This is a genomic window from Mixta intestinalis, from assembly GCF_009914055.1.
Classification (GTDB): domain Bacteria; phylum Pseudomonadota; class Gammaproteobacteria; order Enterobacterales; family Enterobacteriaceae; genus Mixta; species Mixta intestinalis.
In genome coordinates this window covers 4,669,094-4,692,521 of sequence record NZ_CP028271.1, presented here as the reverse complement: position 1 = coordinate 4,692,521, position 23,428 = coordinate 4,669,094, and the positions used below count along the sequence as shown (strand labels likewise).

At 53.7% G+C, this 23,428-nt stretch carries 20 protein-coding genes; 7 read left to right on the top strand and 13 right to left on the bottom strand.

Translation table 11 applies throughout. From position 1 onward, the window contains the following. The first annotated feature begins 34 nt into the window (after positions 1 to 34). From surA to apaH, 5 genes are read left to right on the top strand one after another with little or no spacing between them, the layout of a single operon-like run. Positions 35 to 1,330, top strand: coding sequence for a peptidylprolyl isomerase SurA (gene surA, locus C7M51_RS21730; protein ID WP_160623521.1), 1,296 nt, complete (start codon positions 35 to 37; stop codon positions 1,328 to 1,330). Further along, the gene (pdxA, locus tag C7M51_RS21725) at positions 1,320 to 2,312 is read left to right on the top strand and encodes a 4-hydroxythreonine-4-phosphate dehydrogenase PdxA (RefSeq protein ID WP_160623520.1); all 993 of its coding nucleotides are present in this window, start codon (positions 1,320 to 1,322) and stop codon (positions 2,310 to 2,312) included. The genes surA and pdxA overlap by 11 nt, the downstream gene beginning before the upstream one ends. Next, positions 2,305 to 3,126 (top strand): 16S rRNA (adenine(1518)-N(6)/adenine(1519)-N(6))-dimethyltransferase RsmA, encoded by an 822-nt coding sequence (gene rsmA, locus C7M51_RS21720; protein WP_160623519.1) that lies wholly within the window; start codon positions 2,305 to 2,307, stop codon positions 3,124 to 3,126. Before pdxA ends, rsmA begins: the two co-directional genes overlap by 8 nt. A 3-nt stretch (positions 3,127 to 3,129) precedes the next feature. Further along, positions 3,130 to 3,507, top strand: coding sequence for a Co2+/Mg2+ efflux protein ApaG (apaG, locus tag C7M51_RS21715; protein WP_160623518.1), 378 nt, complete (start codon positions 3,130 to 3,132; stop codon positions 3,505 to 3,507). A 53-nt stretch (positions 3,508 to 3,560) separates the two neighbouring features. Beyond that, positions 3,561 to 4,433, top strand: a complete 873-nt coding sequence (gene apaH, locus C7M51_RS21710) for a bis(5'-nucleosyl)-tetraphosphatase (symmetrical) ApaH (RefSeq protein ID WP_160623517.1) — start codon at positions 3,561 to 3,563, stop codon at positions 4,431 to 4,433. Positions 4,434 to 4,476: 43 nt separating this feature from the next. On the opposite strand, the gene folA is transcribed toward apaH, so the two are convergent. Next, complete coding sequence (gene folA, locus C7M51_RS21705; RefSeq protein ID WP_244323781.1) at positions 4,477 to 4,965, bottom strand: type 3 dihydrofolate reductase; 489 nt, start codon at positions 4,963 to 4,965, stop codon at positions 4,477 to 4,479. 797 nt (positions 4,966 to 5,762) lie between these two features. Between folA and C7M51_RS21700 the strand changes: the two genes are divergently transcribed. Continuing rightward, the gene (locus tag C7M51_RS21700; RefSeq protein ID WP_160623516.1) at positions 5,763 to 6,446 is read left to right on the top strand and encodes a bactofilin family protein; all 684 of its coding nucleotides are present in this window, start codon (positions 5,763 to 5,765) and stop codon (positions 6,444 to 6,446) included. Between the two features lie 103 nt (positions 6,447 to 6,549). On the opposite strand, the gene C7M51_RS21695 is transcribed toward C7M51_RS21700, so the two are convergent. The 10 genes from C7M51_RS21695 to ribF form a co-directional block, all read right to left on the bottom strand. After that, entirely contained in the window at positions 6,550 to 7,698 is a 1,149-nt protein-coding gene (locus tag C7M51_RS21695; protein ID WP_160623515.1) for a porin, read from the bottom strand. A 141-nt stretch (positions 7,699 to 7,839) separates the two neighbouring features. Then, positions 7,840 to 11,064 carry a carbamoyl-phosphate synthase large subunit gene (gene carB / locus C7M51_RS21690; protein WP_160623514.1) on the bottom strand — a complete coding sequence of 1,075 codons (3,225 nt, stop codon included), beginning with the start codon at positions 11,062 to 11,064 and terminating at the stop codon, positions 7,840 to 7,842. A 26-nt stretch (positions 11,065 to 11,090) separates the two neighbouring features. Then, entirely contained in the window at positions 11,091 to 12,236 is a 1,146-nt protein-coding gene (carA, locus tag C7M51_RS21685; protein WP_425280988.1) for a glutamine-hydrolyzing carbamoyl-phosphate synthase small subunit, read from the bottom strand. Between the two features lie 468 nt (positions 12,237 to 12,704). Beyond that, positions 12,705 to 13,523, bottom strand: a complete 819-nt coding sequence (dapB, locus tag C7M51_RS21680) for a 4-hydroxy-tetrahydrodipicolinate reductase (protein ID WP_160623512.1) — start codon at positions 13,521 to 13,523, stop codon at positions 12,705 to 12,707. A 324-nt stretch (positions 13,524 to 13,847) separates the two neighbouring features. Further along, positions 13,848 to 14,138 (bottom strand): hypothetical protein, encoded by a 291-nt coding sequence (locus tag C7M51_RS21675; RefSeq protein ID WP_208852112.1) that lies wholly within the window; start codon positions 14,136 to 14,138, stop codon positions 13,848 to 13,850. A gap of 372 nt (positions 14,139 to 14,510) precedes the next feature. Then, a complete protein-coding gene (ispH, locus tag C7M51_RS21670; RefSeq protein ID WP_160623511.1) occupies positions 14,511 to 15,464 on the bottom strand; it encodes a 4-hydroxy-3-methylbut-2-enyl diphosphate reductase in 954 nt (317 codons plus the stop codon). After that, on the bottom strand, positions 15,461 to 15,916 hold the full coding sequence (gene fkpB, locus C7M51_RS21665; protein WP_160623510.1) for an FKBP-type peptidyl-prolyl cis-trans isomerase: 456 nt from the start codon (positions 15,914 to 15,916) through the stop codon (positions 15,461 to 15,463). The genes ispH and fkpB overlap by 4 nt, the downstream gene beginning before the upstream one ends. Continuing rightward, a complete protein-coding gene (gene lspA / locus C7M51_RS21660; protein ID WP_160623509.1) occupies positions 15,913 to 16,425 on the bottom strand; it encodes a signal peptidase II in 513 nt (170 codons plus the stop codon). The genes fkpB and lspA overlap by 4 nt, the downstream gene beginning before the upstream one ends. Then, on the bottom strand, positions 16,425 to 19,241 hold the full coding sequence (gene ileS, locus C7M51_RS21655) for an isoleucine--tRNA ligase (RefSeq protein ID WP_160623508.1): 2,817 nt from the start codon (positions 19,239 to 19,241) through the stop codon (positions 16,425 to 16,427). Before ileS ends, lspA begins: the two co-directional genes overlap by 1 nt. A gap of 27 nt (positions 19,242 to 19,268) precedes the next feature. Next, entirely contained in the window at positions 19,269 to 20,207 is a 939-nt protein-coding gene (ribF, locus tag C7M51_RS21650; protein WP_160623507.1) for a bifunctional riboflavin kinase/FAD synthetase, read from the bottom strand. A gap of 317 nt (positions 20,208 to 20,524) precedes the next feature. On the opposite strand from ribF, the gene rpsT reads away from it, so the two are divergent. Continuing rightward, entirely contained in the window at positions 20,525 to 20,788 is a 264-nt protein-coding gene (gene rpsT, locus C7M51_RS21645) for a 30S ribosomal protein S20 (RefSeq protein ID WP_141175018.1), read from the top strand. 61 nt (positions 20,789 to 20,849) lie between these two features. Here the strand turns inward: rpsT and C7M51_RS21640 are convergent, their stop codons facing one another. Both C7M51_RS21640 and nhaR read right to left on the bottom strand, forming a co-directional pair. Continuing rightward, complete coding sequence (locus C7M51_RS21640) at positions 20,850 to 22,190, bottom strand: ferredoxin reductase domain-containing protein (protein ID WP_160623506.1); 1,341 nt, start codon at positions 22,188 to 22,190, stop codon at positions 20,850 to 20,852. 311 nt (positions 22,191 to 22,501) lie between these two features. Continuing rightward, the gene (gene nhaR / locus C7M51_RS21635) at positions 22,502 to 23,404 is read right to left on the bottom strand and encodes a transcriptional activator NhaR (RefSeq protein WP_160623505.1); all 903 of its coding nucleotides are present in this window, start codon (positions 23,402 to 23,404) and stop codon (positions 22,502 to 22,504) included. Between the last annotated feature and the right edge of the window lie 24 nt (positions 23,405 to 23,428).

Sequence of the window (23,428 nt, the reverse complement as noted above, 5' to 3'; positions counted from 1 at the left end):
AAACCCGCAGTGCGGAAAGAAAAATGGAAAACGTATGAAGAACTGGAGAATGCTGATACTGGGTGTGGCGCTGGCCGCTAACACCGCGATCGCAGCCCCGCAGGTAGTTGATAAAGTCGCCGCCGTGGTCAACAACGGCGTCGTGCTGGAAAGTGACGTTGATGGCATGATGCGCTCTGTAAAAGCGCAGGCGCAGCAGGCCGGACAACAGCTGCCCGACGATCGCACCCTGCGTCATCAGATCGTTGAACGTCTGGTGATGGACAACATTATTCTGCAAATGGGCAAGCAGATGGGCGTGCAGATCACCGATCAACAGCTGGATCAGGCGATCGGGAATATTGCCGCGCAAAACCGCATGACCATGGATCAGATGCGCAGCCGCCTGGCGTACGATGGCGTCAACTACAACGCTTATCGTGAGCAGATCCGCAAAGAGATGCAGATAGCGGAAGTGCGTAACAACGAAGTGCGCCGTCGCGTCACGATTCTGCCGCAGGAAGTCGATACGCTGGCTACGCAGATGGGCGCGCAGAACGCGCAGGGTACCGAGCTGAATATCAGCCATATTCTGCTGGCGCTGCCGGAAAATCCGTCACAGCAGCAGGTTGACGATCAGGAAAAACTGGCGAAACAGCTGGTTGGCGAGCTGCGCAGCGGTGCAGACTTCGGCAAGCTGGCGGTCACCTACTCCGCCGATCCGCAGGCGTTGCAGGGCGGCAATATGGGCTGGGGTAAAATTGAAGAGCTGCCGACGCTGTTTGCTCAGGCGCTCAGCACCGCTAAAAAAGGCGATATCGTCGGCCCGATTCGCTCCGGCGTCGGTTTTCATATTCTGAAAGTGAATGACCTGCGCGGCGAAAGCCAGAATATCTCCGTTACCGAGGTTCATGCGCGCCATATCCTGCTGAAACCATCGCCGATCCTGACCGACGATCAGGCTCGTCAGAAAATGATGCAGATCGCCAGCGATATCAAAAGCGGTAAACTCAGCTTCGCTGCCGCAGCGAAACAGTTCTCCGACGATCCTGGCTCGGCTAACCAGGGCGGTGACCTGGGCTGGAATTCCCCGGAAATCTACGATCCGGCTTTCCGCGATGCGCTGCTGCGTCTGAATAAAGGCGAAACCAGCCAGCCGGTTCACTCATCCTTTGGCTGGCACCTGATTCAGCTGCTGGATACACGTAAAGTTGATAAAACCGACGCGGCGCAGAAAGAACGCGCTTATCGTCTGCTGTTCAATCGCAAGTTTGCTGAAGAAGCGCAAACCTGGATGCAGGAACAGCGCGCCAGCGCCTACGTTAAGATCCTGGATGCCAATGCTCAGTAATACCCGCGTAGTTATCACTCCCGGCGAACCCGCCGGGATTGGTCCCGATGTTGCCATACAGCTGGCGCAGCGTGACTGGCCGGTTGAGCTGGTCGTCTGCGCCTCGCCGCAGCTGCTCGCTGACCGTGCAAAGCGCCTCGGTCTGCCTCTCTCCCTGCGTGACTATCAGCCAGATGTACCCGCTCAGCCGCAGCAGGCAGGTACGCTGACTATCCTGCCGATAGCGCTGGCAGCGCCGGTTACCGCAGGCGAACTTGCGGTAGCCAACAGTCGCTACGTGCTGGATACCCTGACCCGCGCCTGCGATGGCTGCCTGAGCGGAGAATTCGCCGCGCTGATTACCGGTCCGGTACACAAAGGCGTCATTAACGATGCCGGTATCGCCTTCAGCGGCCACACCGAATTTTTCGCCGAGCGCGCCGCCTGCGAGCGCGTGGTGATGATGCTGGCGACTGAAACACTGCGTGTAGCGTTGGCAACCACGCATCTGCCGTTAAAAGCAGTTTCAGATGCTATTACCGAAGCAAGCCTGCGCGAGGTGATTACCATCCTGCATCAGGATTTGCAGCGCAAGTTCGGTATCGCCCAGCCGCATATTCTGGTGTGTGGACTAAATCCGCACGCGGGAGAAGGCGGACATATGGGCCACGAAGAGATCGACACCATTATTCCGGCACTGGATACGTTACGCCAGCAGGGAATGCAGCTGACCGGCCCGCTACCGGCGGATACGCTGTTCCAGCCGAAATATCTGCAACATGCCGATGCGGTGCTGGCGATGTATCACGACCAGGGGCTGCCGGTGTTGAAATACCAGGGCTTTGGCCGTGCGGTAAATATTACCCTCGGTTTACCTTTTATCCGTACCTCCGTTGACCACGGTACCGCGCTGGAACTGGCCGGTCAGGGCAACGCCGATGCGGGAAGCTTTATTACGGCGCTTAATCTCGCCATTACTATGATCAAAGAAGTCAATGAATAATCGCGTCCACCAGGGGCATTTCGCCCGCAAACGTTTCGGACAAAACTTCCTTAACGACACCTACATTATTGACAGCATCGTTGCGGCTATCCATCCACAGCCCGGCGAGGCGATGGTGGAAATCGGCCCCGGCCTGGGCGCTCTGACCGAGCCCGTGGGCGAGCGCCTTGATGCGCTGACTGTTATTGAGCTGGACCGCGATCTGGCCGCGCGCCTGCAAACGCATCCGTTTCTCGGGCCAAAGCTAACCATCTATCAGCAGGATGCCATGACCTTCGATTTCTCCCGCCTCGCCGCAGAGAAAGGTCAGCCGCTGCGCGTCTTCGGCAACCTGCCCTACAATATCTCTACGCCGTTGATGTTCCACCTTTTCAGCTATACTGATGCGATCAAAGATATGCACTTTATGCTGCAAAAAGAGGTGGTCAACCGCCTGGTAGCCGGGCCGAACAGTAAAGCCTATGGTCGTCTGAGCGTAATGGCGCAATACTATTGCCAGGTGATTCCGGTGCTGGAAGTGCCGCCAGAATCCTTTACGCCAGCACCGAAAGTTGATTCCGCCGTGGTTCGCCTGGTGCCACATGCCACGCAGCCACACCCGGTAACCGATGTGCGTGCGCTGAGCCGCATTACGATGGAAGCCTTCGGCAAGCGCCGTAAAACGCTGCGTAACAGCCTCGGCCATCTGTTCAGCGCCGAAGTGATGGAAAATCTGGGTATCGATGGCAGCCTGCGGGCGGAAAATGTCACCGTTGCTCAATATTGTCAGTTAGCAAACTGGTTAACTGCGCACCCTGAGACGCAGGAGAGTTAACGCATGAATGAATCGTCCCGAGTGTGTGTTCAGGTACAAAGTTTTTACGTCGAATCGCAATCTGCCCCGGATGAAGATCGTTACGTGTTCGCTTATACCATCACTATCCGCAATCTGGGGCGAGACAACGTGCAGCTATTAAGCCGCTACTGGTTAATCACCAACGGCAACGGACGCGAAACAGAAGTCCAGGGAGATGGCGTAATTGGCGAGCAGCCGCATATCATGCCAGGGGATGAATACCAGTACACCAGCGGTGCCGTACTCGAGACCCCAATGGGCACCATGCAGGGGCACTACGTGATGATTGACGATCGGGGCGAGCAGTTTTATGTCGATATACCGGTTTTCCGCCTCGCGGTTCCCTCGCGCATTCATTGATGAACAACCCGGCTGCGGCCGGGTTTGCCGTTTCTTATCCGGGTAACACATTCATGAGTACATATCTGATTGGCGACATTCATGGCTGCTACGATGAAATGCAGTCTCTGTTGCAGCAGGTCGCCTTTGACGCTGAAAAGGATACGCTGTGGCTTACCGGCGATCTGGTAGCGCGCGGCCCTGGTTCACTGGACGTACTGCGCTACGTGCGTTCGCTGGGCAACGCGGTGCGCATCGTGCTGGGCAACCATGACCTGCATCTGTTAGCGGTATACGCCGGTATCAGCCGTAATAAGCCCAAGGATCGCATTACGCCGCTGCTGGAAGCGCCCGACGCCGATGAGCTGATTAACTGGCTGCGTCGGCAGCCGCTGTTGCAGGTGGACGAAGAGAAAAAGCTGGTGATGGCGCACGCGGGCATTACGCCACAGTGGGATATTGAAACCGCAAAAGTGTGTGCACGCGAGGTGGAATCGGTGCTGTCAAGCGACAGCTATCCGTTATTCCTGAACGCAATGTATGGCGATATGCCCAATAACTGGACCCCGGAGCTAACCGGGCTGGCACGCCTGCGTTTCAGCACCAATGCGCTGACGCGTATGCGTTACTGCTTTCCTAACGGGCAGCTGGATATGATCTGCAAAGATGCGCCCGGCTCTGCCCCGCCGCCGCTTAAGCCCTGGTTCGATATCGCAGGCCCGGTCGCGCGCGACTATACCATTGTCTTTGGTCACTGGGCTTCGCTGGAAGGGAAAGGCACGCCGGAAGGCATTATCGCTCTGGATACCGGCTGCTGCTGGGGTGGCACGCTGACCATGCTGCGTTGGGAAGATCGTCAGCTGTTTATTCAGCCTTCCAACCGTTTGCAAAGTGCCAGCGGCGATGATGTTTCGCCAACCGCCGTACATGCAGGGAAGAAATCATAGCAGCCCTGCGAAACAGGGCTGAAGAGAGCATTTCAGAGCGCCTTTAGCGACGGCGCTCAAGAATTTCAAAGCAGTAGCTGTGGGAATTTTTTTCATCAGCATCGTGAAACTCGCTGAATACCGACTGCCACTCATCCGGTTCATAGTCAGGAAAATGGGTATCGCCTTCTACTTCCGCATCGATGTGCGTCAGGTAAAGACGATCGGCGCGATCCAGCATCTGTTCATAGATACGTCCGCCACCGATTACCATAACCTCTTCCACCTCACCCGCTGCCGCCAGCGCTTCTTCCAGCGAGCTCACCCAGGTCACGCCTTCCGTTTTTTGGCCTTGCTGGCTGCTAACCACAATATTGTGGCGACCGGGCAGCGGACGTCCGATTGACTCCCATGTCAGGCGTCCCATCACTACCGGTTTGTTTAACGTATTGCGTTTAAACCACGCCAGATCCGCAGGCAGATCCCACGGCATGGCGTTTTCCATCCCAATAACGCGATCGGCTGCTAAAGCCGCTATCAGGCTTATCATCATAGGTTACTCTACAGGGTGTAAAATTGGCGCCATCATACGGAAAGGCGAAACTTTCGTCGATAGGCTGATGAAGGGATTTACGTAAAGGTTGTTAAAGTGCGTTACCGGGGCAAAACCCCTGTCTTTGCCAGGTAAACCGCTGACGATTTACCAACGCCGCAGGGAGCGAAAAACGCGAGACAAAAGTTGCAGGAGTCGCCTGTAAGCTATCCAACCCCTGACAATGCGCAGCTACGGCAGTAAAGCCAGACGTTGTTCATCCTTTCGCTAAAGAAAAATATCTGACTTATTTAGCGTTAAATTACGGACACATCGGACGCCATATCGAAGGTTAATATATATTGACCTAAAAATTAATATCTAAAAATTAATTTGTGCTGATATATAAAGCTTTAAGATAACGTTTATATAACATCATCCTTCGTTATTCACCGGTAAAAAAGGGAAACCCGGCTTGATTATTCGGATGAAATAACGATAATTTTACTGGCTGAGCGTTTGATCAATCCACGGTTCCCTTTATACAGGAACGCCCTCTCGATTCTGGAAAACCGTTTAGCTCAAAATTGGTCAGGGATAAGAATCAACCTATTATTTCCGGGAGGGTTTCTTTCACTAATTAAAAACAAGTCGTTAAACATATCGGATCGAAGACGCAATACCTCTGAAATATAACCAGCCCTGCTTATTGAAGCCGATGCTGCTAAAGAAAATATTAACTATCCACATCGATGTGGAAACCGATCCGGGTTATTCACTCCTTTTTACACAGCATATGGAGCCCTGGTAAAGCCAAGATGGACAGGCAATACGTTTTTTTTAATACTGGACTTTGCTTCTGGTTCCTGGGATTGATAACCAGTTTCTATTCCTCCACATGGACAGTGATTTTAGGTCTGCTGGCAGCAGGTTCATTTTTACTATATGTATTACAACGGAAGGTTTTTCGCATGTTCAGAAAACAAAACAAACCAGCAGAAGTTCCCACTGAGAAGGAAATCGCCCCGTTCGCAATGCCGGTTGAAAAGGCTGAGCCTGATGCGCCCCAGCCACAGGAAAAAATAAGCAATACCGTTATCGCTCGTGATGTTTGCTTTGAAGGAAACATTACCGCAATTGGTCAGGTATATGTGTACGGTGAAGTGCAGGGTAATATCACCGTTAAAGACGGACTGGTAAAAGTGATGAGAAACGGCCTGGTAAATGGCAATATTACCTGTCTTGAACTGATAATTAACGGTAACGTGCATGGCGAATGTAAAGCCCAATCGATTGATATTGATGAGCATGCCAACATACATGGCACGCTGAATTATGAAGCGCTGTCGGTGAAAAAAGGCGGCATATTTGTTGGTAATGCAGATACCTCACGCAAAAGCGACGTCAAAACAAACGTAATTGGCCTGACCGCTACGCCAGTCGCTTCTGAATCCATCGCGGCAGCTGGAGAAAAACAAGAAACTAAACTGGCGAAAAAATAACGCGGCCCTCTGCGGTACTCCGCTGTGCCCGACCTGTAGAAGATAATAAAGCCTGAAGGCGTCATCACCTTCAGGCTTTATACATTGTTACAGCAGGCCGTTATCAGAAATCGTAACGCAGACGAACCAGGTTCATATCGCCCAAATCGTCGGTGCTGGAAGTGAAGACGTGTTCATAGTCGATACGGAAGCCGTAATCCAGCTGCAGCGTTACGCCAACGCCGTTATCAATACGCTGATAATCACGTCCGCTGGTATATTCCAGACGATCGCCCATTACATAAGGCTGAACCGATTTCACCGCGTAGCGCTGTACCGGTATGTTGTAGCCGAGGTAATACTCTACGCCCCAGGCTTCGTTGGCAAAATAGGTATCAACGCTGCGCTTTTTGCTGGGCGAGAAGTTTTGATACCAGCCGCCGCCCACGGCCAGCGTCCAGTTATCCGGTTTCCAGCTTAGCGCCGTCCCGATAATATTCTGATCGTAGCCTTTGCTGTCGCCGTTGCCCGGATTACGCATTTCAGCGCGGGTATAGTTCCAGGCGGTGCCCCAGGTAAGATCCGGCGTCAGGTGGTAATCCACGCCCAGCGATCCGCCGCCCTGACGCTTATAGCGCAGGCCGTTACCCGGCAGATATTCAGTATCTTCCAGCAGCCAGGCCGCATAAATATCGGCATCACCAAAGCTGTTTTTATATTTCAGCTGCTTGCGCGCACGGTAGGACCCATCGTAATCGCCGTTAATGCCGATGCCGGACGCCTGAGCCAGCATATCGTAATCCCATATATCGGTTTTAGCGCCGACCACATCATAGTAAACGCTGTTCTGTTGACCAAACGTCAGCTGGCCCCAGCGCTGGCTTTTGAAACCGGTATAAAGCTGACGGCGCGAAGTATCGCGTGCGCCTTCGGCGTAGTGATTATCCCAGTTAAACAGCGCCGGAATGTTAACGCCCAGTTCGTAGTAGCCCAGCCAGCTGACATCCTGTGTCAGATAATATTCTGCGCCGAAGCGGAAGCGCGTACCGCCATCAAAGCCGTTACGCTTATAGGAACCGCGATCGCTGTCGCCGGTAATGTTATTAAACTGCGGTCGGATACTACCGCCGACGGTAAACTTCAGACGGCTTAACGCATCGTCCGGTTCTGCCGCCTGTTTAATCAGGGTAATTTCTGCCTGACTGGCAAAAGGCAGCGCGACCAGCAGGCCAACACCGAGGTAGCGGGAAACAGCGCATGTTGTTAGTTTCATTGATATTCTCAGTAGGTTAAGTGTAGCTCAGCGCAGTGTTATTGCGCAGTCAGAGAGCAGGAAAAGCACCTGGAGCGCCTGCCGTTAACCATAAAAAAACGGCTCCCTGAGGAGCCGTTATCGGTTGAAAAGAGCATATATTTAACGGTTTATTTTTGCATGCATTTCCTGCACAGAAATAACCTGCTCCGTTGGATCGGCATTCAGTGCCATCGCCGTGGCAAAACCGCCGTTCAGCGTGGTGTCGTAATGCACCTTGTATTGCAGCGCGCTGCGGCGAATTACGCGGGAATCCTCAATCGCCTGGCGCCCGGCGGTGGTATTAACGATATAGCTATACTCACCGTTTTTCAGACGATCCTGGATATGTGGACGCCCTTCATGCACTTTGTTCACCAGGCGCGGATTGATGCCCGCTTCGCCCAGCACAACCGCCGTACCGTGGGTCGCATCCAGCTCGAAGCCATACTTCAGCAGCTTGGCGGCAAGGTCAACGACACGTTTTTTATCGCCTTCACGTACCGACAGCAGCGCACGTCCCTGTTTCTTCATATTGGACTGCGAACCGAGCATCGCTTTGGCAAACGCCTCGGCAAAGGTGCGGCCAACGCCCATCACTTCGCCGGTGGAGCGCATTTCTGGCCCCAGAATCGGGTCAACGCCAGGGAACTTGTTGAACGGCAGCACCACTTCTTTTACCGAGTAGTAAGGCGGAATCACCTCTTCGGTCACGCCCTGCTCTGCCAGGGATTTACCCGCCATTACGCGCGCGGCCACTTTTGCCAGCGGCACGCCGGTCGCTTTTGACACGAAAGGCACGGTACGCGCGGCACGTGGGTTAACCTCAATCAGGTAAACCTCATTGTCTTTCACCGCAAACTGCACGTTCATCAGGCCGCGAACGCAGAGCTCAAAGGCCAGTTTTTCAACCTGCTGGCGCATCACGTTCTGAATATCGTTGTTCAGCGTGTAGGCCGGCAGTGAACAGGCGGAGTCGCCGGAGTGTACGCCAGCCTGCTCGATATGCTCCATGATGCCGCCAATCAACACGCGCTCGCCGTCGCAGATGGCATCGACATCTACTTCCACCGCATCATCAAGGAAGCGATCCAACAGCACCGGCGCATCGTTGGAAACGGAAACCGCCGTCTGGAAGTAGCGCTTAAGATCCTGCTCGTCGTAGACAATTTCCATCGCCCGTCCACCCAGTACATAGGAAGGACGCACCACCAGCGGATAGCCGATTTCTACCGCACGCTGCACTGCCTGATCCAGCGCGGTCACCGTGGCGTTTGCCGGCTGTTTCAGGCCGAGGCGATCAACCGCCTGCTGGAAACGTTCGCGGTCTTCTGCACGGTCGATAGCATCCGGGCTGGTGCCGATAACCGGGACGCCCGCCGCTTCCAGCGCTCGCGCCAGCTTCAGCGGCGTCTGACCGCCGTACTGGACGATCACGCCTTTCGGCTGTTCGATGCGCACGATTTCCAGCACGTCTTCCAGCGTAACCGGCTCAAAGTAGAGACGGTCAGAGGTATCGTAGTCGGTAGAAACGGTTTCCGGGTTGCAGTTAACCATGATGGTTTCGTAACCATCTTCACGCAATGCCAGCGCAGCGTGTACACAACAGTAATCAAACTCAATACCCTGACCGATACGGTTTGGCCCGCCGCCCAGCACCATAATCTTTTCACGATCCTGGTTCGGATTGGCTTCGCACTCCTCTTCATAAGTGGAGTACATATAGGCGGTATCGGTAGCAAATTCAGCGGCGCAGGTATCGACGCGCTTGTAAACCGGATGCAGCTTGTACTGCTGACGCAGCTTGCGAATTTCCACTTCGCTGACGCCAGCCAGCTGTGCCAGGCGCGCATCGGCGAACCCTTTACGCTTCAGCGTGCGCAGGAAATCAGCGTTAAGGCCATTGGCACCTTCCTGAGCCACGCGCTCTTCAAGGCGCACCAGCTCTTCAATCTGTACCAGGAACCAGCGGTCGATATTGGTCAGGTTGAAAACACCATCAACCGACAGACCGGCGCGGAAAGCATCAGCCACGTACCAGATACGCTCGGCACCGGCATCTTTCAGCTCGCGACGAATGCGCGTCAGCGCGTCGGCATCATCAAGATTTACCTTCGGATCGAAGCCGTTAGCGCCGACTTCCAGCCCGCGCAGCGCTTTCTGCATTGATTCCTGTAGCGTGCGGCCAATCGCCATCACTTCGCCCACCGATTTCATCTGGGTGGTCAGGCGATCGTTAGCGCCAGCGAATTTTTCGAAGTTGAAGCGCGGAATCTTGGTAACGACATAGTCGATTGAGGGTTCGAACGAAGCAGGCGTGCGTCCACCGGTAATATCGTTCATCAACTCATCAAGCGTATAGCCAACCGCCAGCTTCGCTGCCACTTTAGCAATCGGGAAACCGGTAGCCTTTGAGGCCAGCGCGGAGGAGCGGGAGACGCGCGGGTTCATTTCGATAATGATCAGGCGGCCGTTTTTCGGGTTTACCGCGAACTGTACGTTAGAACCGCCGGTCTCCACGCCGATTTCACGCAGCACCGCCATCGAGGCGTTACGCATGATTTGATATTCTTTATCCGTCAGCGTCTGCGCTGGCGCAACGGTAATGGAGTCGCCGGTATGAATCCCCATCGGATCGAAGTTTTCGATAGAGCAGACGATGATGCAGTTGTCATTTTTATCGCGCACCACCTCCATCTCATACTCTTTCCAACCGATCAGCGATTCATCAATCAGCAGCTCTTTGGTTGGCGACAGATCGAGGCCGCGCTCGCAAATTTCTTCAAACTCTTCACGGTTGTAAGCAATACCGCCGCCAGAACCGCCCATGGTAAAGGAAGGGCGAATGATGCACGGGAAACCGACATCTTCTGCCACCTTCAGCGCCTCTTCCATGGTATGTGCGATACCGGAGCGTGCCGTTTCCAGGCCAATTTTTTTCATCGCCTTATCGAAACGCTGGCGATCTTCCGCCTTATCAATGGCGTCGGCAGTCGCACCAATCATGGTAACGCCAAACTCTTCCAGCACGCCCTGGCGCTCCAGCTCCAGCGCACAGTTCAGCGCCGTCTGACCGCCCATGGTCGGCAGCACCGCATCCGGGCGCTCTTTTTCAATGATTTTGCGTACCACTTCCCAGTGGATCGGCTCAATATAGGTAGCGTCCGCCATCTCCGGGTCGGTCATGATGGTCGCCGGGTTAGAGTTGACCAGAATGACACGGTAACCTTCTTCGCGCAGCGCTTTACAGGCCTGCGCGCCGGAGTAGTCGAACTCACACGCCTGGCCGATAACAATCGGACCAGCGCCCAGAATCAGGATGGATTTTATATCGGTACGTTTTGGCATTTTCTCTGTTCCTTTCCTGAAAAGGGTTACTGTCCGGCGCGAGCCGCTTCAATCAGTTCGATAAAGTGATCAAACAGGGGCGCTGCGTCATGCGGGCCGGGGCTGGCTTCAGGATGGCCCTGGAAGCTGAACGCCGGTTTATCAGTGCGGTGGATGCCCTGTACCGTCTGGTCGAACAGGGAGATATGCGTCACACGCAGTCTGTCAGGTAATGAGTGTTCATCTACAGCGAAACCGTGGTTCTGCGCAGTGATCATCACAGTATTGTTATCCAGGTCTTTCACCGGGTGGTTGCCGCCGTGATGGCCTAATTTCATTTTTACCGTTTTAGCTCCGCTGGCCAGCGCTAACAGCTGGTGTCCCAGACAGATGCCGAAAACCGGGATGTCCGTTTCCAGAAAACGCTGAATAGCGCGGATGGCATAATCGCACGGTTCCGGATCGCCAGGCCCGTTAGATAAGAAGATGCCGTCCGGATTCATTTTCAGCACTTCTTCCGCCGGTGTCTGTGCAGGCACGACCGTCAGACGGCAGCCGCGATCCACCAGCATTCGCAGGATATTGCGTTTTACGCCGTAATCGTAAGCCACCACATGGTAAGGCAGTTCGGCTTCTGTTTTTGCTGCTGGCAGCTCCCCTGCCAGCGTCCAGCTGCCCTGCAGCCAGCTGTAGCTTTCGCGCGTACAAACTTCTTTCGCCAGGTCCATGCCTTTCAGACCAGGAAATGCCTGTGCTTTTTGCAGCGCCAGCTGCGCATCCGCCGTATCGCCCGCAATGATGCAGCCGTTCTGAGCGCCCTTTTCGCGCAGCAGACGGGTTAATTTACGCGTATCGATATCGGCAATCGCCACGATATTGTTGCGTTTCAGCCAGGAGGCGAGATCTTCTTCGCTGCGATAGTTGCTGGCGATCAGCGGCAGATCGCGAATGACCAGCCCCTGTGCATGTACCTGTGAAGATTCTTCATCAGCGGCGTTGGTGCCAACATTACCGATATGGGGATAAGTAAGAGTGACGATCTGGCGGGAATAGGAAGGGTCTGTGAGGATTTCTTGATAACCGGTCATTGAAGTATTGAAAACTACCTCCCCCACCGCCGAACCTGTAGCCCCAATGGCCCGACCGTGGAATTGGGTTCCGTCTTCCAGAACCAAAATCGCTGACTTATTCAAAACGTCCTCCAGGGAATAAACAGTCATAATATTTGCATATTAATTCATAAAGCACGACTGAATCAATGCAAAAACCGCCTGAACGGTCGATTTTTGGCAAATTGCGCGCATTCTAATGACCGACCTGCGGATTGTCTACCTTAAAAAGCTATTTTTTTATCTATTTTTGGCGCACTGAAGCCAAAAGAGGATTATTCACCATGAAAAACACAATGTAGAGGGTAAGAAAAACGGTTGCCTGACAAAAAGTGATGGAAAACGATAACGGAGGAGTGAAAAAGTGGACCAAATGGTCAAATTTGGCTTAACGCAACATAACATCAAGACAATAACCAGGAGTTTTACAGTTTAAATGTGAAAAAACACACCAAACCCCTGTTTATGAATAAATAAAAAAGGGCAATAAAAAACCCTTTTTTATACAAGTAATTACAGCTAAGTTAGTTTCAGTAAGAACTGTATTCGCCCTTAGTTTTCAAGGTTAAGCACGTCGGACATGCTAAATAACCCGCATTTATTGCCAGCACACCACCTGGCAGCGCGAATCGCGCCATTAGCAAAAGTCATTCGGCTTGAAGCCTTGTGGGTCAGCTCGATACGCTCGCCCATATCAGCAAACATAGCGGTATGTTCCCCTACGATATCGCCAGCCCTGACGGTAGCAAAACCGATAGTATGTGGCTGACGCTCGCCGGTATGCCCTTCACGGGCATAAACCGCATGCTCATCAAGTTTCCAGTTCATCGCACCCGCAATAGCCTCACCCATTGCCAGCGCGGTTCCCGAAGGAGCATCAACTTTATGGCGATGATGAGCTTCAATAATTTCTATATCTGCATAGTCGCCCATTACCTGCGCCGTTTTTTCCAGCAGCTTCAGTAACAGGTTTACCCCCACGCTAAAATTGGCGGAGAATACAACCGCAATATCGGAGGCAGCCTCACTGATAGCCTGCTTTCCAGGCTCATCAAATCCGGTTGTGCCAATCACCATGCCTTTACCATGCTGACGACAGAATGCGAGGTGGGTAAGCGTTCCCTCCGGACGGGTAAAATCGATGAAAATATCAAAATCATCTTTTACCGCATTCAGATCGCTTTGCACTGTTACACCCGTTTTGCCCACCCCGGCCAGTTCGCCAGCGTCAACGCCCAGCAGCGACGATCCTTCCCTTTCCAGCGCCGCACCCAGCGTTACATTCTTCATTTGCAACGCGGCCTGAATTAACTGACGCCCCATCCGACCACCTGCGCCCGCAATCGCGACGCGAACTTCTGCCTCATGCATAGTTATTCTCTTACGTTAAATAATGTCATTCGGTTCCAGAGTAACGGCCTACGTTCCCGACCGCCATATGAAAACGCGGGTAATTAGAATTTAATGATAAACAGCGGGAAGCATCAGTAAAAGCCATAACGTCGGCATCATGCTGACATAAACCCGGCAGAATAATGCGCCTTACGTGCAGCGTGGCAGTTTAACAGCAAGCGTTTGATAAAAAAGAAAATAAAGCGGATAACGACGGACTGCGGCAGGTTCAGTTAGTCTGGTAAGGCTGGAATGTGCCGACAAAAGCTGCAGCGCATTCCAGTTAAAAACGGAAACGCGTAATTATTCTGCGCTCACCGCTGATTGCTCGCGGCTGCTGCGTGCTTTATCAATAATATTGGTCACCAGGCCAAAAATAGCCATTGCGCCTGAAAGTGTTGTACCGAAAATACCCACCGCCATAGCGCCGAAGCCCAGTCCCAGCGTCGGCACGCCGAGGATGGCGCCGCCAATAATAACCGGGATAGAAACGGCCAGACCGGCAAAGCCAAAGCCAAGCATTGCATCCCCGGACATAGCTTCTTCAGATCCACCGCTGATATGCTGCAGTTCGGCTACGTTTAACTCTCTCATTTTTAACTCCTTTTAACTTTATGATTAGTATTTAAAAGGGCGATACAGCACCAAACATTACCCAACAAGACAAAATATTCTGCCTAAAAGTCATGCATCACCCGGACGAAACTTTAAAATATCTTTTCCTGTCGATCAGCTAACTAAATGGAAAAGATAAAGTGCGTACAGGTGAATTATCTTTAAAAAAAACCTGCCGAAAGAACAGGCTAACGGGGAAAACAGAACGGCTTTAAGAACGAAAAAGTGATGGCGAAAAGACGCGGAGTGGGAGACGTTAATGAGCGATAAAGAGGCAAGGTGAGCGAGAAAAAAAACGTTGGTAAGGCGGCAGGAAAGCTGCCCGGCGTAAGAAATGCCGGGCAGAAGTAATTAACTGATTTGACGGGCTTCGAGGCGCAGCTCTTTTGGTACTTCAAAGACGATGTTTTCTTCGCGTCCGCTCAGCTCAATGACTTCGCTGCCACCCAATGCACGCAAACGTTGGACCACTTCCTGTACCAGGATATCAGGTGCAGAAGCACCGGCGGTGACGCCAACGCACTGAATGCCAGTTAGCCAGCTTTCCTGAATATCGGCTGCGGAATCAATCAGCTGGGCGCGCTTACCGGCGCGTTGCGCCAGTTCAGCCAGACGGTTTGAGTTTGACGAGTTTTTCGAGCCGACGACCAGCACGACATCCGCCTCCGCCGCCAGGCTGCGTACCGCTTCCTGACGATTGGTGGTGGCATAGCAGATATCATCTTTACGCGGCCCAATAATATGCGGGAAACGTTGGCGCAATGCATCAATCACCGCTGAGGTATCATCCACCGATAGCGTAGTCTGTGTCATAAAGCAGAGGTTATTTTCGTTCTTCACCTGTAGCTTAAACACATCCTCCGGCGATTCGACCAGATACATGCCGCCCTGCGGATTGTTATATTGCCCCATAGTGCCTTCCACCTCCGGGTGTCCGGCGTGACCGATAAGAATAGCCTCGGTACCTTTACGGCTGGCGCGAGCCACTTCCATATGGACTTTTGTCACCAGCGGACAGGTGGCATCAAACAGCATAGTCAGCTGACGCGCCTTCGCCTCGGCACGTACCGCCTGCGATACACCGTGAGCGGAAAAGATCAGAATCGCGCCGTCCGGCACTTCTGCGATCTCTTCAATAAAGATTGCGCCGCGTTCGCGCAGGCTGTTGACCACATAGCGGTTATGCACCACCTCATGACGCACATAGATTGGTGCGCCATACATCTCCAGCGCACGCTCAACAATGCTGATAGCACGATCGACGCCTGCGCAAAAGCCGCGCGGATTCGCCAGCAGGATTTTCATGCCTGATCCTCCAGCGCCGGATCGATTTCCAGCACTTCCACATCAAAGTGAACCGTACGTCCTGCTAACGGATGATTGAAGTCAACGGTAATGGAATCACCGGCGATTTCACGAATAACGCCCGGCATTTCACTGCCGTCCATGCCGGTAAACAGCATAATCGCGCCTACTTCTGGCTCTCCCGCCTGCATAAAATCGCGCCGGGAGAAATACTGTACCAGGTCAGGGCTGACGCTGCCGAAAGCCGCTTCAGGCTCCAGCGTAAACGCTTTTTTATCACCAACACGCAGCCCCAACAGCGCTGCTTCCAGCGCTTCAGAAAGACTGCCATCGCCGAGACGAAACAGCGCCGGTTTACCGTTGGCGCGCGTGGACTCCGCGGTGGAGCCATCGTCAAGTTTTAAGGTGAAATGCAGCAACACCGCGCTATCGCGCTGAACAGAGTCGGTCATGCCTTACCCTTTTGCTTCGCCTGTTTGTCAGAGGGCGTAAAAAACCCCTCCAGCACGATTAGCGCGGCACCGACGCAGATACCGCAGTCAGCGATATTGAAGGTGGCGAAATGCCACCCGCCAATATAGAAGTCAATGAAATCGACCACAAAGCCGTGCCAGGCGCGATCAAACAGGTTGCCCAGCGCGCCGCCAATAATCAGCGCGTAGGCGATATTGTTAAGTTTCTGGCTGGCTGCGGTGCGATACATCATCACCAGCAGCGCGACCACGATAGCGATAGCGATACCGGCAAAGAACCAACGCTGCCAGCCGCCCTTATCTGCGAGGAAGCTAAATGCCGCCCCGTAGTTATGGGCATAAAACAAATTAAAGAACGGCATGAGCGGCATCGTTTCGTGCAGCGCAAGGTTATTCATTACCCATTGCTTGCTGGCGAAATCGACGCCGATAACCACCAGCACCAGCCAGAGCCAGCGCAGTCCGGTTGCAGAAAAAGATTTACGCATCAGGCAAATTTACGCTCTTCGCCGTTACCGGCTACGTTAGTGACGCAGCGTCCGCAAATATCCGGGTGCGCGGCGTCCAGACCAATATCGGTAGTGTAGTGCCAGCAGCGCGGACATTTCTCGCCTTCCGCCTTGTGCAACGCAATTTTCAGACCTTTCAGTAGCTCGCTTTGCTGCGCCTCTTCCGGTGCCAGCGCGTAATCCGCAACCTGCGCACCAGAGGTCAGCAGCACGAAGCGCAGCTCGTTGCCCAGCGCGGTCAGCTTTTCAGCCAGCGCCGCGTCAGCGTACAGCGTTACCGTCGCTTCCAGCGATCCGCCAATGCGCTTATCGCTGCGCGCCTGCTCGATCACCTTGTTGACTTCGCCACGGACTTTCAGCAGCTCAGCCCAGAAAGTATCGTTCAGCGCTTCGTTATCCGCCAGGCCGAACAGCCCATCGAACCACTCTTCGGTAAAGACATACTGCGCACGTTTACCCGGCAGATAGCTCCAGATTTCATCGGCGGTAAAGGACATGATCGGTGCCATCCAGCGCACCAGCGCTTCAACGATATACCAGAGCGCGGTCTGGCAGCTGCGGCGCGCCACGCTGTCGCTTTTCGCGGTGTACTGGCGATCTTTAATGATATCGAGATAAAACGATCCCATCTCTACCGAGCAGAACTGCATCAGACGCTGTACCACTTCATGGAAATCATAGTTAGCGTAAGAGGCAATAATATCCGCCTGCGCCGCCTGCGCACGCCCAACCGCCCAGCGATCGAGCACAACCATCTCCTCCGGTTTCACCAGATCGGTTTCTGGATTGAAGCCGTTCAGGTTAGCCAGCAGGAAACGTGCGGTGTTACGAATACGGCGATAGGCATCGGCAGAACGTTTCAGAATTTCATCGGAAACCGCCATTTCACCAGAATAGTCGGTGGAGGCCACCCACAGACGCAGGATATCCGCGCCCAGCTTATTCATCACGTCCTGCGGGCTGACGGTATTGCCCAGCGATTTGGACATCTTGCGGCCCTGACCATCCACGGTAAAGCCGTGGGTCAGCACCTGACGATAGGGCGCTTTACCTTTCATCGCCGTGGAGATCATCAGCGAAGACATAAACCAGCCGCGATGCTGATCCGAACCTTCCAGATAGATATCAGCGCTGTGACCGTGGAATTCCGGGCGTACATCAACCACCGATGCGTGGGTCGATCCGGAGTCGAACCAGACGTCCAGCGTATCCGGCACTTTGCGGTAACGATCGGCATCATCGCCCAGCAGATCGCGCGGATCGAGATCCCACCATGCCTGGATACCATCCTGCTCAACGCGCTGCGCGACTTTTTCCATCAGCGCCAGCGTATCAGGATGCAGCTGTTCGGTTTCGTTGTGTACGAACAGCGCCATCGGCACGCCCCAGGTGCGCTGACGAGAGATACACCAGTCAGGGCGGTTCTCTACCATCGATTCAATACGCGCCTGGCCCCAGTCAGGGATCCACTGCACGCCTTTGATCTCTTTCAGCGACTGTGCACGCAGCCCTTTCTGATCCATGCTGATAAACCACTGCGGCGTCGCCCGGAAGATGATTGGCGTTTTATGACGCCAGCAGTGCGGATAGCTATGGTGCATTTTTTCCACATGCAGCAGCGCGCCTTTATCGCTCAGCAGCGTGACGATCATATCGTTCGCTTTGAACACATTCACGCCGTCCAGCTCAGGATACGTTCCCGGCAGATAGCAGCCGTCTGGGCCGACCGGGTTGGCCGTTTCCAGGCCATATTTCTGACCAATAACATAGTCATCCGGGCCGTGACCCGGTGCCGTATGTACCGCACCGGTACCGGCATCCAGGGTAACATGCTCACCCAGCACTACAGGTACGTCAAAGGCGAGGAACGGATGCTGGAAGCGCATCAGCTCCAGCGTCGCGCCGGTGGTGGAACCCAGCACCGTCCACTCGCTGATGCCCGCACGCTGCATTACGCTTTCCACCAGATCTTTCGCCAGAATCAGCGCACGGCCTTCAATCTGGACCAGCTGGTATTCAAACTCAGGATGCAGAGAGATAGCGCGGTTAGCCGGCATGGTCCACGGCGTAGTGGTCCAGATGACCAGCGCGATTGGCCCCTGCACGTTGCTGACACCGAACTTAGCGGCGACTGCGGCAGCATCAGTAGCGTTAAACATCACGTCGATAGAAGGCGACGTTTTGTCATAATATTCCACTTCCGCTTCCGCCAGCGCGGAGCGGCAGTCCAGGCACCAGTGCACCGGCTTCGCGCCTTTGTGCAGGTGGCCATTGCCGATGATTTTACCCAGCGCGCGAATAATATTGGCTTCGGTCTGGAAATCCATCGTCAAATAAGGATGTTCCCAGTCGCCCAGCACGCCCAGACGGATGAAGTCGGCTTTCTGCCCCGCGACCTGCTCTGCGGCATAGTTACGACAGGCGGCACGGAATTCTGCGGCGCTGACCTTCTCGCCCGGCTTGCCGATCATCTGCTCAACTTTATGCTCGATCGGCAGACCGTGACAGTCCCAGCCCGGCACGTAAGGCGAATCGAAGCCAGAAAGGCCCTTAGACTTAATAATGATGTCTTTCAGAATCTTATTGACTGAGTGACCAATGTGAATGCTGCCGTTCGCATAGGGAGGGCCATCGTGCAGGATAAAGGTTTTTTTTCCTTTTTTAGCGTCGCGGATGATGCCGTACAGATTGTCGTCATACCAGCGTTGCAGCATACCCGGTTCGCGTTTGGCCAGATCGCCACGCATCGGGAACCCCGTTTCCGGCAAATTCAGGGTAGATTTATAGTCACTCATCAGATTCTCGATTCCGTGTTTCGGTTGTTACACCGGTGTTTTAAGCCCAAAGAATTCGCGGGCCGTCACCACATCTTTAGCAATTTGCTCTTTAAGCGCATCCAGCGAGGGAAAACGCTGCTCGTTACGTATTTTTTGGCGCAGCACCACCTCAATATGGCGGCCATACATGTTCATCGACACATCCAGCAGATGCACTTCCAGCTGCTGACGCAGCCCTGCTACCGTCGGGCGCGTACCAATATTGGCAACGCCGGGTAGAGGCTGTTCGCTTAGCCCATGAACGTCGACGGCATAAACGCCTTTTACCGGCGATACGATACGCCGCAGCAGAATATTCGCCGTAGGGAAGCCGATAGTGCGCCCCAGCGCATCGCCGTGCACTACCCGACCTGAAAGGGCAAAAGGATGCCCCAGCAGTGTTTCGGCCAGCGCCAGATTATCATCGGCCAGCGCCTGGCGAATCGCCGTACTGCTAATGCGTTTACCGCCTTCACAGAAGGTTTCAGTGCTAATGACATCAAAGCCATACTCCACACCCGCCTTCTGTAATAACAGGAAATCCCCTTCGCGACCAGCACCGAAACGGAAATCGTCGCCAACGGCGAGAAACTGTACGCCCAGCTTGTCCACCAGCAGATCGTTAACGAAGCTTTGCGCGCTGACGGCGGCGAAACGGCGATCGAAGCGCACGCACAGCACGGCATCGACGCCCTCCTGCGCCAGGTATTTTAGTTTATCACGCAGACGCGTCAGGCGCGCCGGCGCTTTATCGGTCGCAAACAGCTCAAGAGGCTGAGGCTCGAAAAGCATGACCACTACGGGCAGGCCGCGACGCTGCCCCTCTTCGCGTAGCCGGGCTAACAGCGCCTTATGTCCGCGGTGCACGCCATCGAAATTGCCGATAGTCAGCACACAGCCGCGATGCTGGGCCCGGAGATTGTGAATGCCGCGTATAAACTTCATGGCTGACTCAAGTTGGTGGAAATTCGCGGATTATACCTTGTACAACCGCCAAGGTTAACCCGTTACGGCGCCTTTCCCGTTTTCTGACAATGATTTCCTTGCAACCCTGGCGTAGCGCCGCAGCAAACGCTTTTTTTCTTGCGAAATACTGTATTCAGGGGAGGGAAACTGGTAGAATCTTGCGCCATCAATTACGTAACCGGGCGTTGTTTATAAAACGGCGCTTATTTGCACAAATCCATTGACAAAATAAGGCGTAAAAGGCATAGTCCTCGGCCTTTGATTTGTCCGTATAGAACATATTTGGGAGTTGGACCTTGGCTAATATCAAATCAGCTAAGAAACGCGCCGTAACATCTGAGAAACGTCGCAAGCATAACGCAAGCCGTCGTTCCATGATGCGTACTTTCATCAAGAAAGTATACGCAGCAGTTGAAGCTGGCGATAAAGAAGCTGCACAGAAAGCATTTAACGAAATGCAACCGATCGTGGACCGTCAGGCTGCTAAAGGTCTGATCCACAAAAACAAAGCTGCACGCCATAAAGCTAACCTGGCGGCACAGATCGGCAAAATGGCTTAATCGCCCTTTGTTAATCAGCTTTGAAAGAACCGGCCACAGGCCGGTTTTTTTTGCCTGCGATTCAGGAATCCCAAATCGCGCCATAAGCCGCAATCCCCTGCGCCTCGCAGCCGTCCACCACATAATCCGTTAGCGGGCGATTCGCGATACAGATTACCGCCTCCGCATCAATCTCTTTGACCTTTTGACAGGCCAGCAGCAGCAGGTCGGGCTTGCCGTGCGCATCGGTATCCCAAATCAGCACGCCAGGATGAGCCGCGATGATTTCATTCACAAAGGCTTCTCCGTAGGTGACCAGCGGATTACGCGTTGACCAGATAAGCTTACAGGGGCGCGGATTGTTCACCAGGTGCGGCAACAGTGGACCGATACCGCTGCCGGTCGCCACATAGACCACCGAATTAAAAATCTTATTCATACTGCCGACGCCTGGCGTTGGGATCCCTTTAAACCAGACGTGCGTCGGCGGATTATCGATAAAACGCCCCGTCCAGTCGCCGGCGCGTGAAATCAGCATGCGGCAGCCGGGGCGGGAGACCACCGGGATATTGGCGAAAGCGTGCCATTCCCTCAGCGGAGCCAGGCTGATAGTGAGCGTTGAGCCCGGAAAAGGATCGTGCGGCAGGGCAAATTCAATAATCACCGCATGCGCAGAAGGACGCAGAACCTTTATCGGGACGCGCCGCAAACGTAGCCACGGCAGAAGGATGCTGAAAGTAATGGTGGCCAGCCCCCAAAAGGCGAAGGCATGGCTGATGTGCTGCCAGCGCCATTCACCATGATGGCTGTCGCGAATAAACCACAGCACCTGAAGCCAGGAGAGCGCCAGAGAGCTCCATCCCGCATAGCGATGCATATGCTCAAACAGATTATGATAACGGTGCCTGACCTGCGGCAGCGCTGTCAGCGCGATCAGGCTAAGAATCACTACCAGTAGCGTGTTTACCGTCAATAGCTGTAGCGACAGGTTGCCCTGCGCCTGCTGCTGGCAAAAAGCCGCCAGCGTAAATAACAGCAGCCAGATACAGCTAAACGTAGCGCAGCCGGAATGGAGCCCGCCAAAGTGATAGATCTTTGCCAGATGACGGCGCAGCGCCAGCGGCCAGTGCGTCGGCGTGCGCCAAACCAGGCGAAACAGCGCGTTGATTAAATATTGCTGGCGAATAAGTACCGTAACGCAGAGGTTCGCAATCACCATATTACCGAAATGGCCTAACGAAATATGGGTGTTATCCCACCAGCTACCGCTGGTAAACGCCCAGCTCATTATCATTAAGTTAATCACGCTGACCGTAATAAACAGCATCTGATAATAAGAAAGTGCAGGTAAAGAAAATTGCTGCGTTAACCCCGGATGAGAAACCTGTAATATCGACGCCGTTTTATTTTTTTCGTTGTGCATACTTCGCTCCTGAAATGACCTTATTCCGTCCGTTGGATGGACGTCATTACCCCACCGTCAGCGTGCCGGGAAGGTATGCGGTCCTCAAGGTTGTGAGTTGACAGCCCGTAGCGTAAAGAAAGGTAAAATGGCAGTAAATGGGTAAGGAAAAAATGAGAATTTTGCCTGGACGCAGCGCGCTACATTAAATAAGACAAAAGGCAAATTAATGAATAAATAGCTGGATCGAATAAAAGCGCGTAATATCAATCTTGCGCGTTTCACTCAGCCACAGAAAATAAACAGAACCGGCAGAAACAGCGCCAGATTAATTAGAGTTTCTGGTCAGCCTGAAATAACGCTGAGAAATCATGGTTACAGATACGCTGTACCGCCGGATGCTGGATCATACGCTCGGCGAAGATAACATAGTACTCTTCCCTTACCTCATCCAGCCGCCCAACCTCATTGATAGCCTCATCGTTATAGATATCCTGTCCATAGAGCGTGGGGGCAATAAAAATAGCGTTATTCGCCGCGCCGAAGGCTTTCATCAGCGCCGCATCATCAAATTCCCCCAGAATTTCCACCTGTAGCTCCTGGGCACTGATCCAGCGCTGTAGCTGACGCCCCAGCATTGAACGCCGTCCGGGGATCAGCAGCTTGCGCTCCTCCAGGCAGGCGGGAAAAGGCTGCTGCGGCAACGGCGAAGTACACCAGAAACTGATGCCGCACTCACCCAGCTTGACCGAAAACAGCCCCTCCTGCTGGGTAGAATCCACCGGGCAATCGGAGAGAATCATATCCAGTTTGTGCTGGCTAAGCTGCTCCAGCAGCATTTCATGGGTAGATTCAAAACAGCGCAGATGGATATGCTCCTCATCCTGCACCGCCGTCTCCAGCACCTGGCTTACCAGCCGCTTCGACAACGCGTCCGCCACGCCCACATCAAACAGCAGGTTCGATTCCTTGCGGTAGTTGACGATATCCATCATCTCCTGGCTGAGCGTAAACATGCGGTCAGCGTAACGGAACACCAGCTGTCCCAGTTCGGTAGGTACTACGCCCCGGCCCTGACGTCGAAAGAGTTTGCCCTGCAAACGTTCTTCCAGCGCTTTGATTTGGCCGGTTACGGTTTGCGGCGTCAGAAACAGCTTATCCGCCGCGCTGACAATCGAGCCCTGCTTACAGACCTGCCAAAAATAGTAAAGATGGTTGTAGTTAATCTGTGACATATCCTCAGGCTCCCTGCGCTTTGC

Excerpts from the sequence above, each read along its gene's own strand:
- surA (WP_160623521.1), top strand. The coding sequence starts at position 35 with ATGAAGAACTGGAGAATGCTGATACTGGGTGTGGCGCTGGCCGCTAAC.
- pdxA (WP_160623520.1), top strand. The coding sequence starts at position 1,320 with ATGCTCAGTAATACCCGCGTAGTTATCACTCCCGGCGAACCCGCCGGG.
- rsmA (WP_160623519.1), top strand. The coding sequence starts at position 2,305 with ATGAATAATCGCGTCCACCAGGGGCATTTCGCCCGCAAACGTTTCGGA.
- apaG (WP_160623518.1), top strand. The coding sequence starts at position 3,130 with ATGAATGAATCGTCCCGAGTGTGTGTTCAGGTACAAAGTTTTTACGTC.
- apaH (WP_160623517.1), top strand. The coding sequence starts at position 3,561 with ATGAGTACATATCTGATTGGCGACATTCATGGCTGCTACGATGAAATG.
- folA (WP_244323781.1), bottom strand. The coding sequence starts at position 4,965 with ATGATGATAAGCCTGATAGCGGCTTTAGCAGCCGATCGCGTTATTGGG.
- C7M51_RS21700 (WP_160623516.1), top strand. The coding sequence starts at position 5,763 with ATGGACAGGCAATACGTTTTTTTTAATACTGGACTTTGCTTCTGGTTC.
- C7M51_RS21695 (WP_160623515.1), bottom strand. The coding sequence starts at position 7,698 with ATGAAACTAACAACATGCGCTGTTTCCCGCTACCTCGGTGTTGGCCTG.
- carB (WP_160623514.1), bottom strand. The coding sequence starts at position 11,064 with ATGCCAAAACGTACCGATATAAAATCCATCCTGATTCTGGGCGCTGGT.
- dapB (WP_160623512.1), bottom strand. The coding sequence starts at position 13,523 with ATGCATGAGGCAGAAGTTCGCGTCGCGATTGCGGGCGCAGGTGGTCGG.
- C7M51_RS21675 (WP_208852112.1), bottom strand. The coding sequence starts at position 14,138 with ATGAGAGAGTTAAACGTAGCCGAACTGCAGCATATCAGCGGTGGATCT.
- ispH (WP_160623511.1), bottom strand. The coding sequence starts at position 15,464 with ATGAAAATCCTGCTGGCGAATCCGCGCGGCTTTTGCGCAGGCGTCGAT.
- fkpB (WP_160623510.1), bottom strand. The coding sequence starts at position 15,916 with ATGACCGACTCTGTTCAGCGCGATAGCGCGGTGTTGCTGCATTTCACC.
- lspA (WP_160623509.1), bottom strand. The coding sequence starts at position 16,425 with ATGCGTAAATCTTTTTCTGCAACCGGACTGCGCTGGCTCTGGCTGGTG.
- ileS (WP_160623508.1), bottom strand. The coding sequence starts at position 19,241 with ATGAGTGACTATAAATCTACCCTGAATTTGCCGGAAACGGGGTTCCCG.
- ribF (WP_160623507.1), bottom strand. The coding sequence starts at position 20,207 with ATGAAGTTTATACGCGGCATTCACAATCTCCGGGCCCAGCATCGCGGC.
- C7M51_RS21640 (WP_160623506.1), bottom strand. The coding sequence starts at position 22,190 with ATGCACAACGAAAAAAATAAAACGGCGTCGATATTACAGGTTTCTCAT.
- nhaR (WP_160623505.1), bottom strand. The coding sequence starts at position 23,404 with ATGTCACAGATTAACTACAACCATCTTTACTATTTTTGGCAGGTCTGT.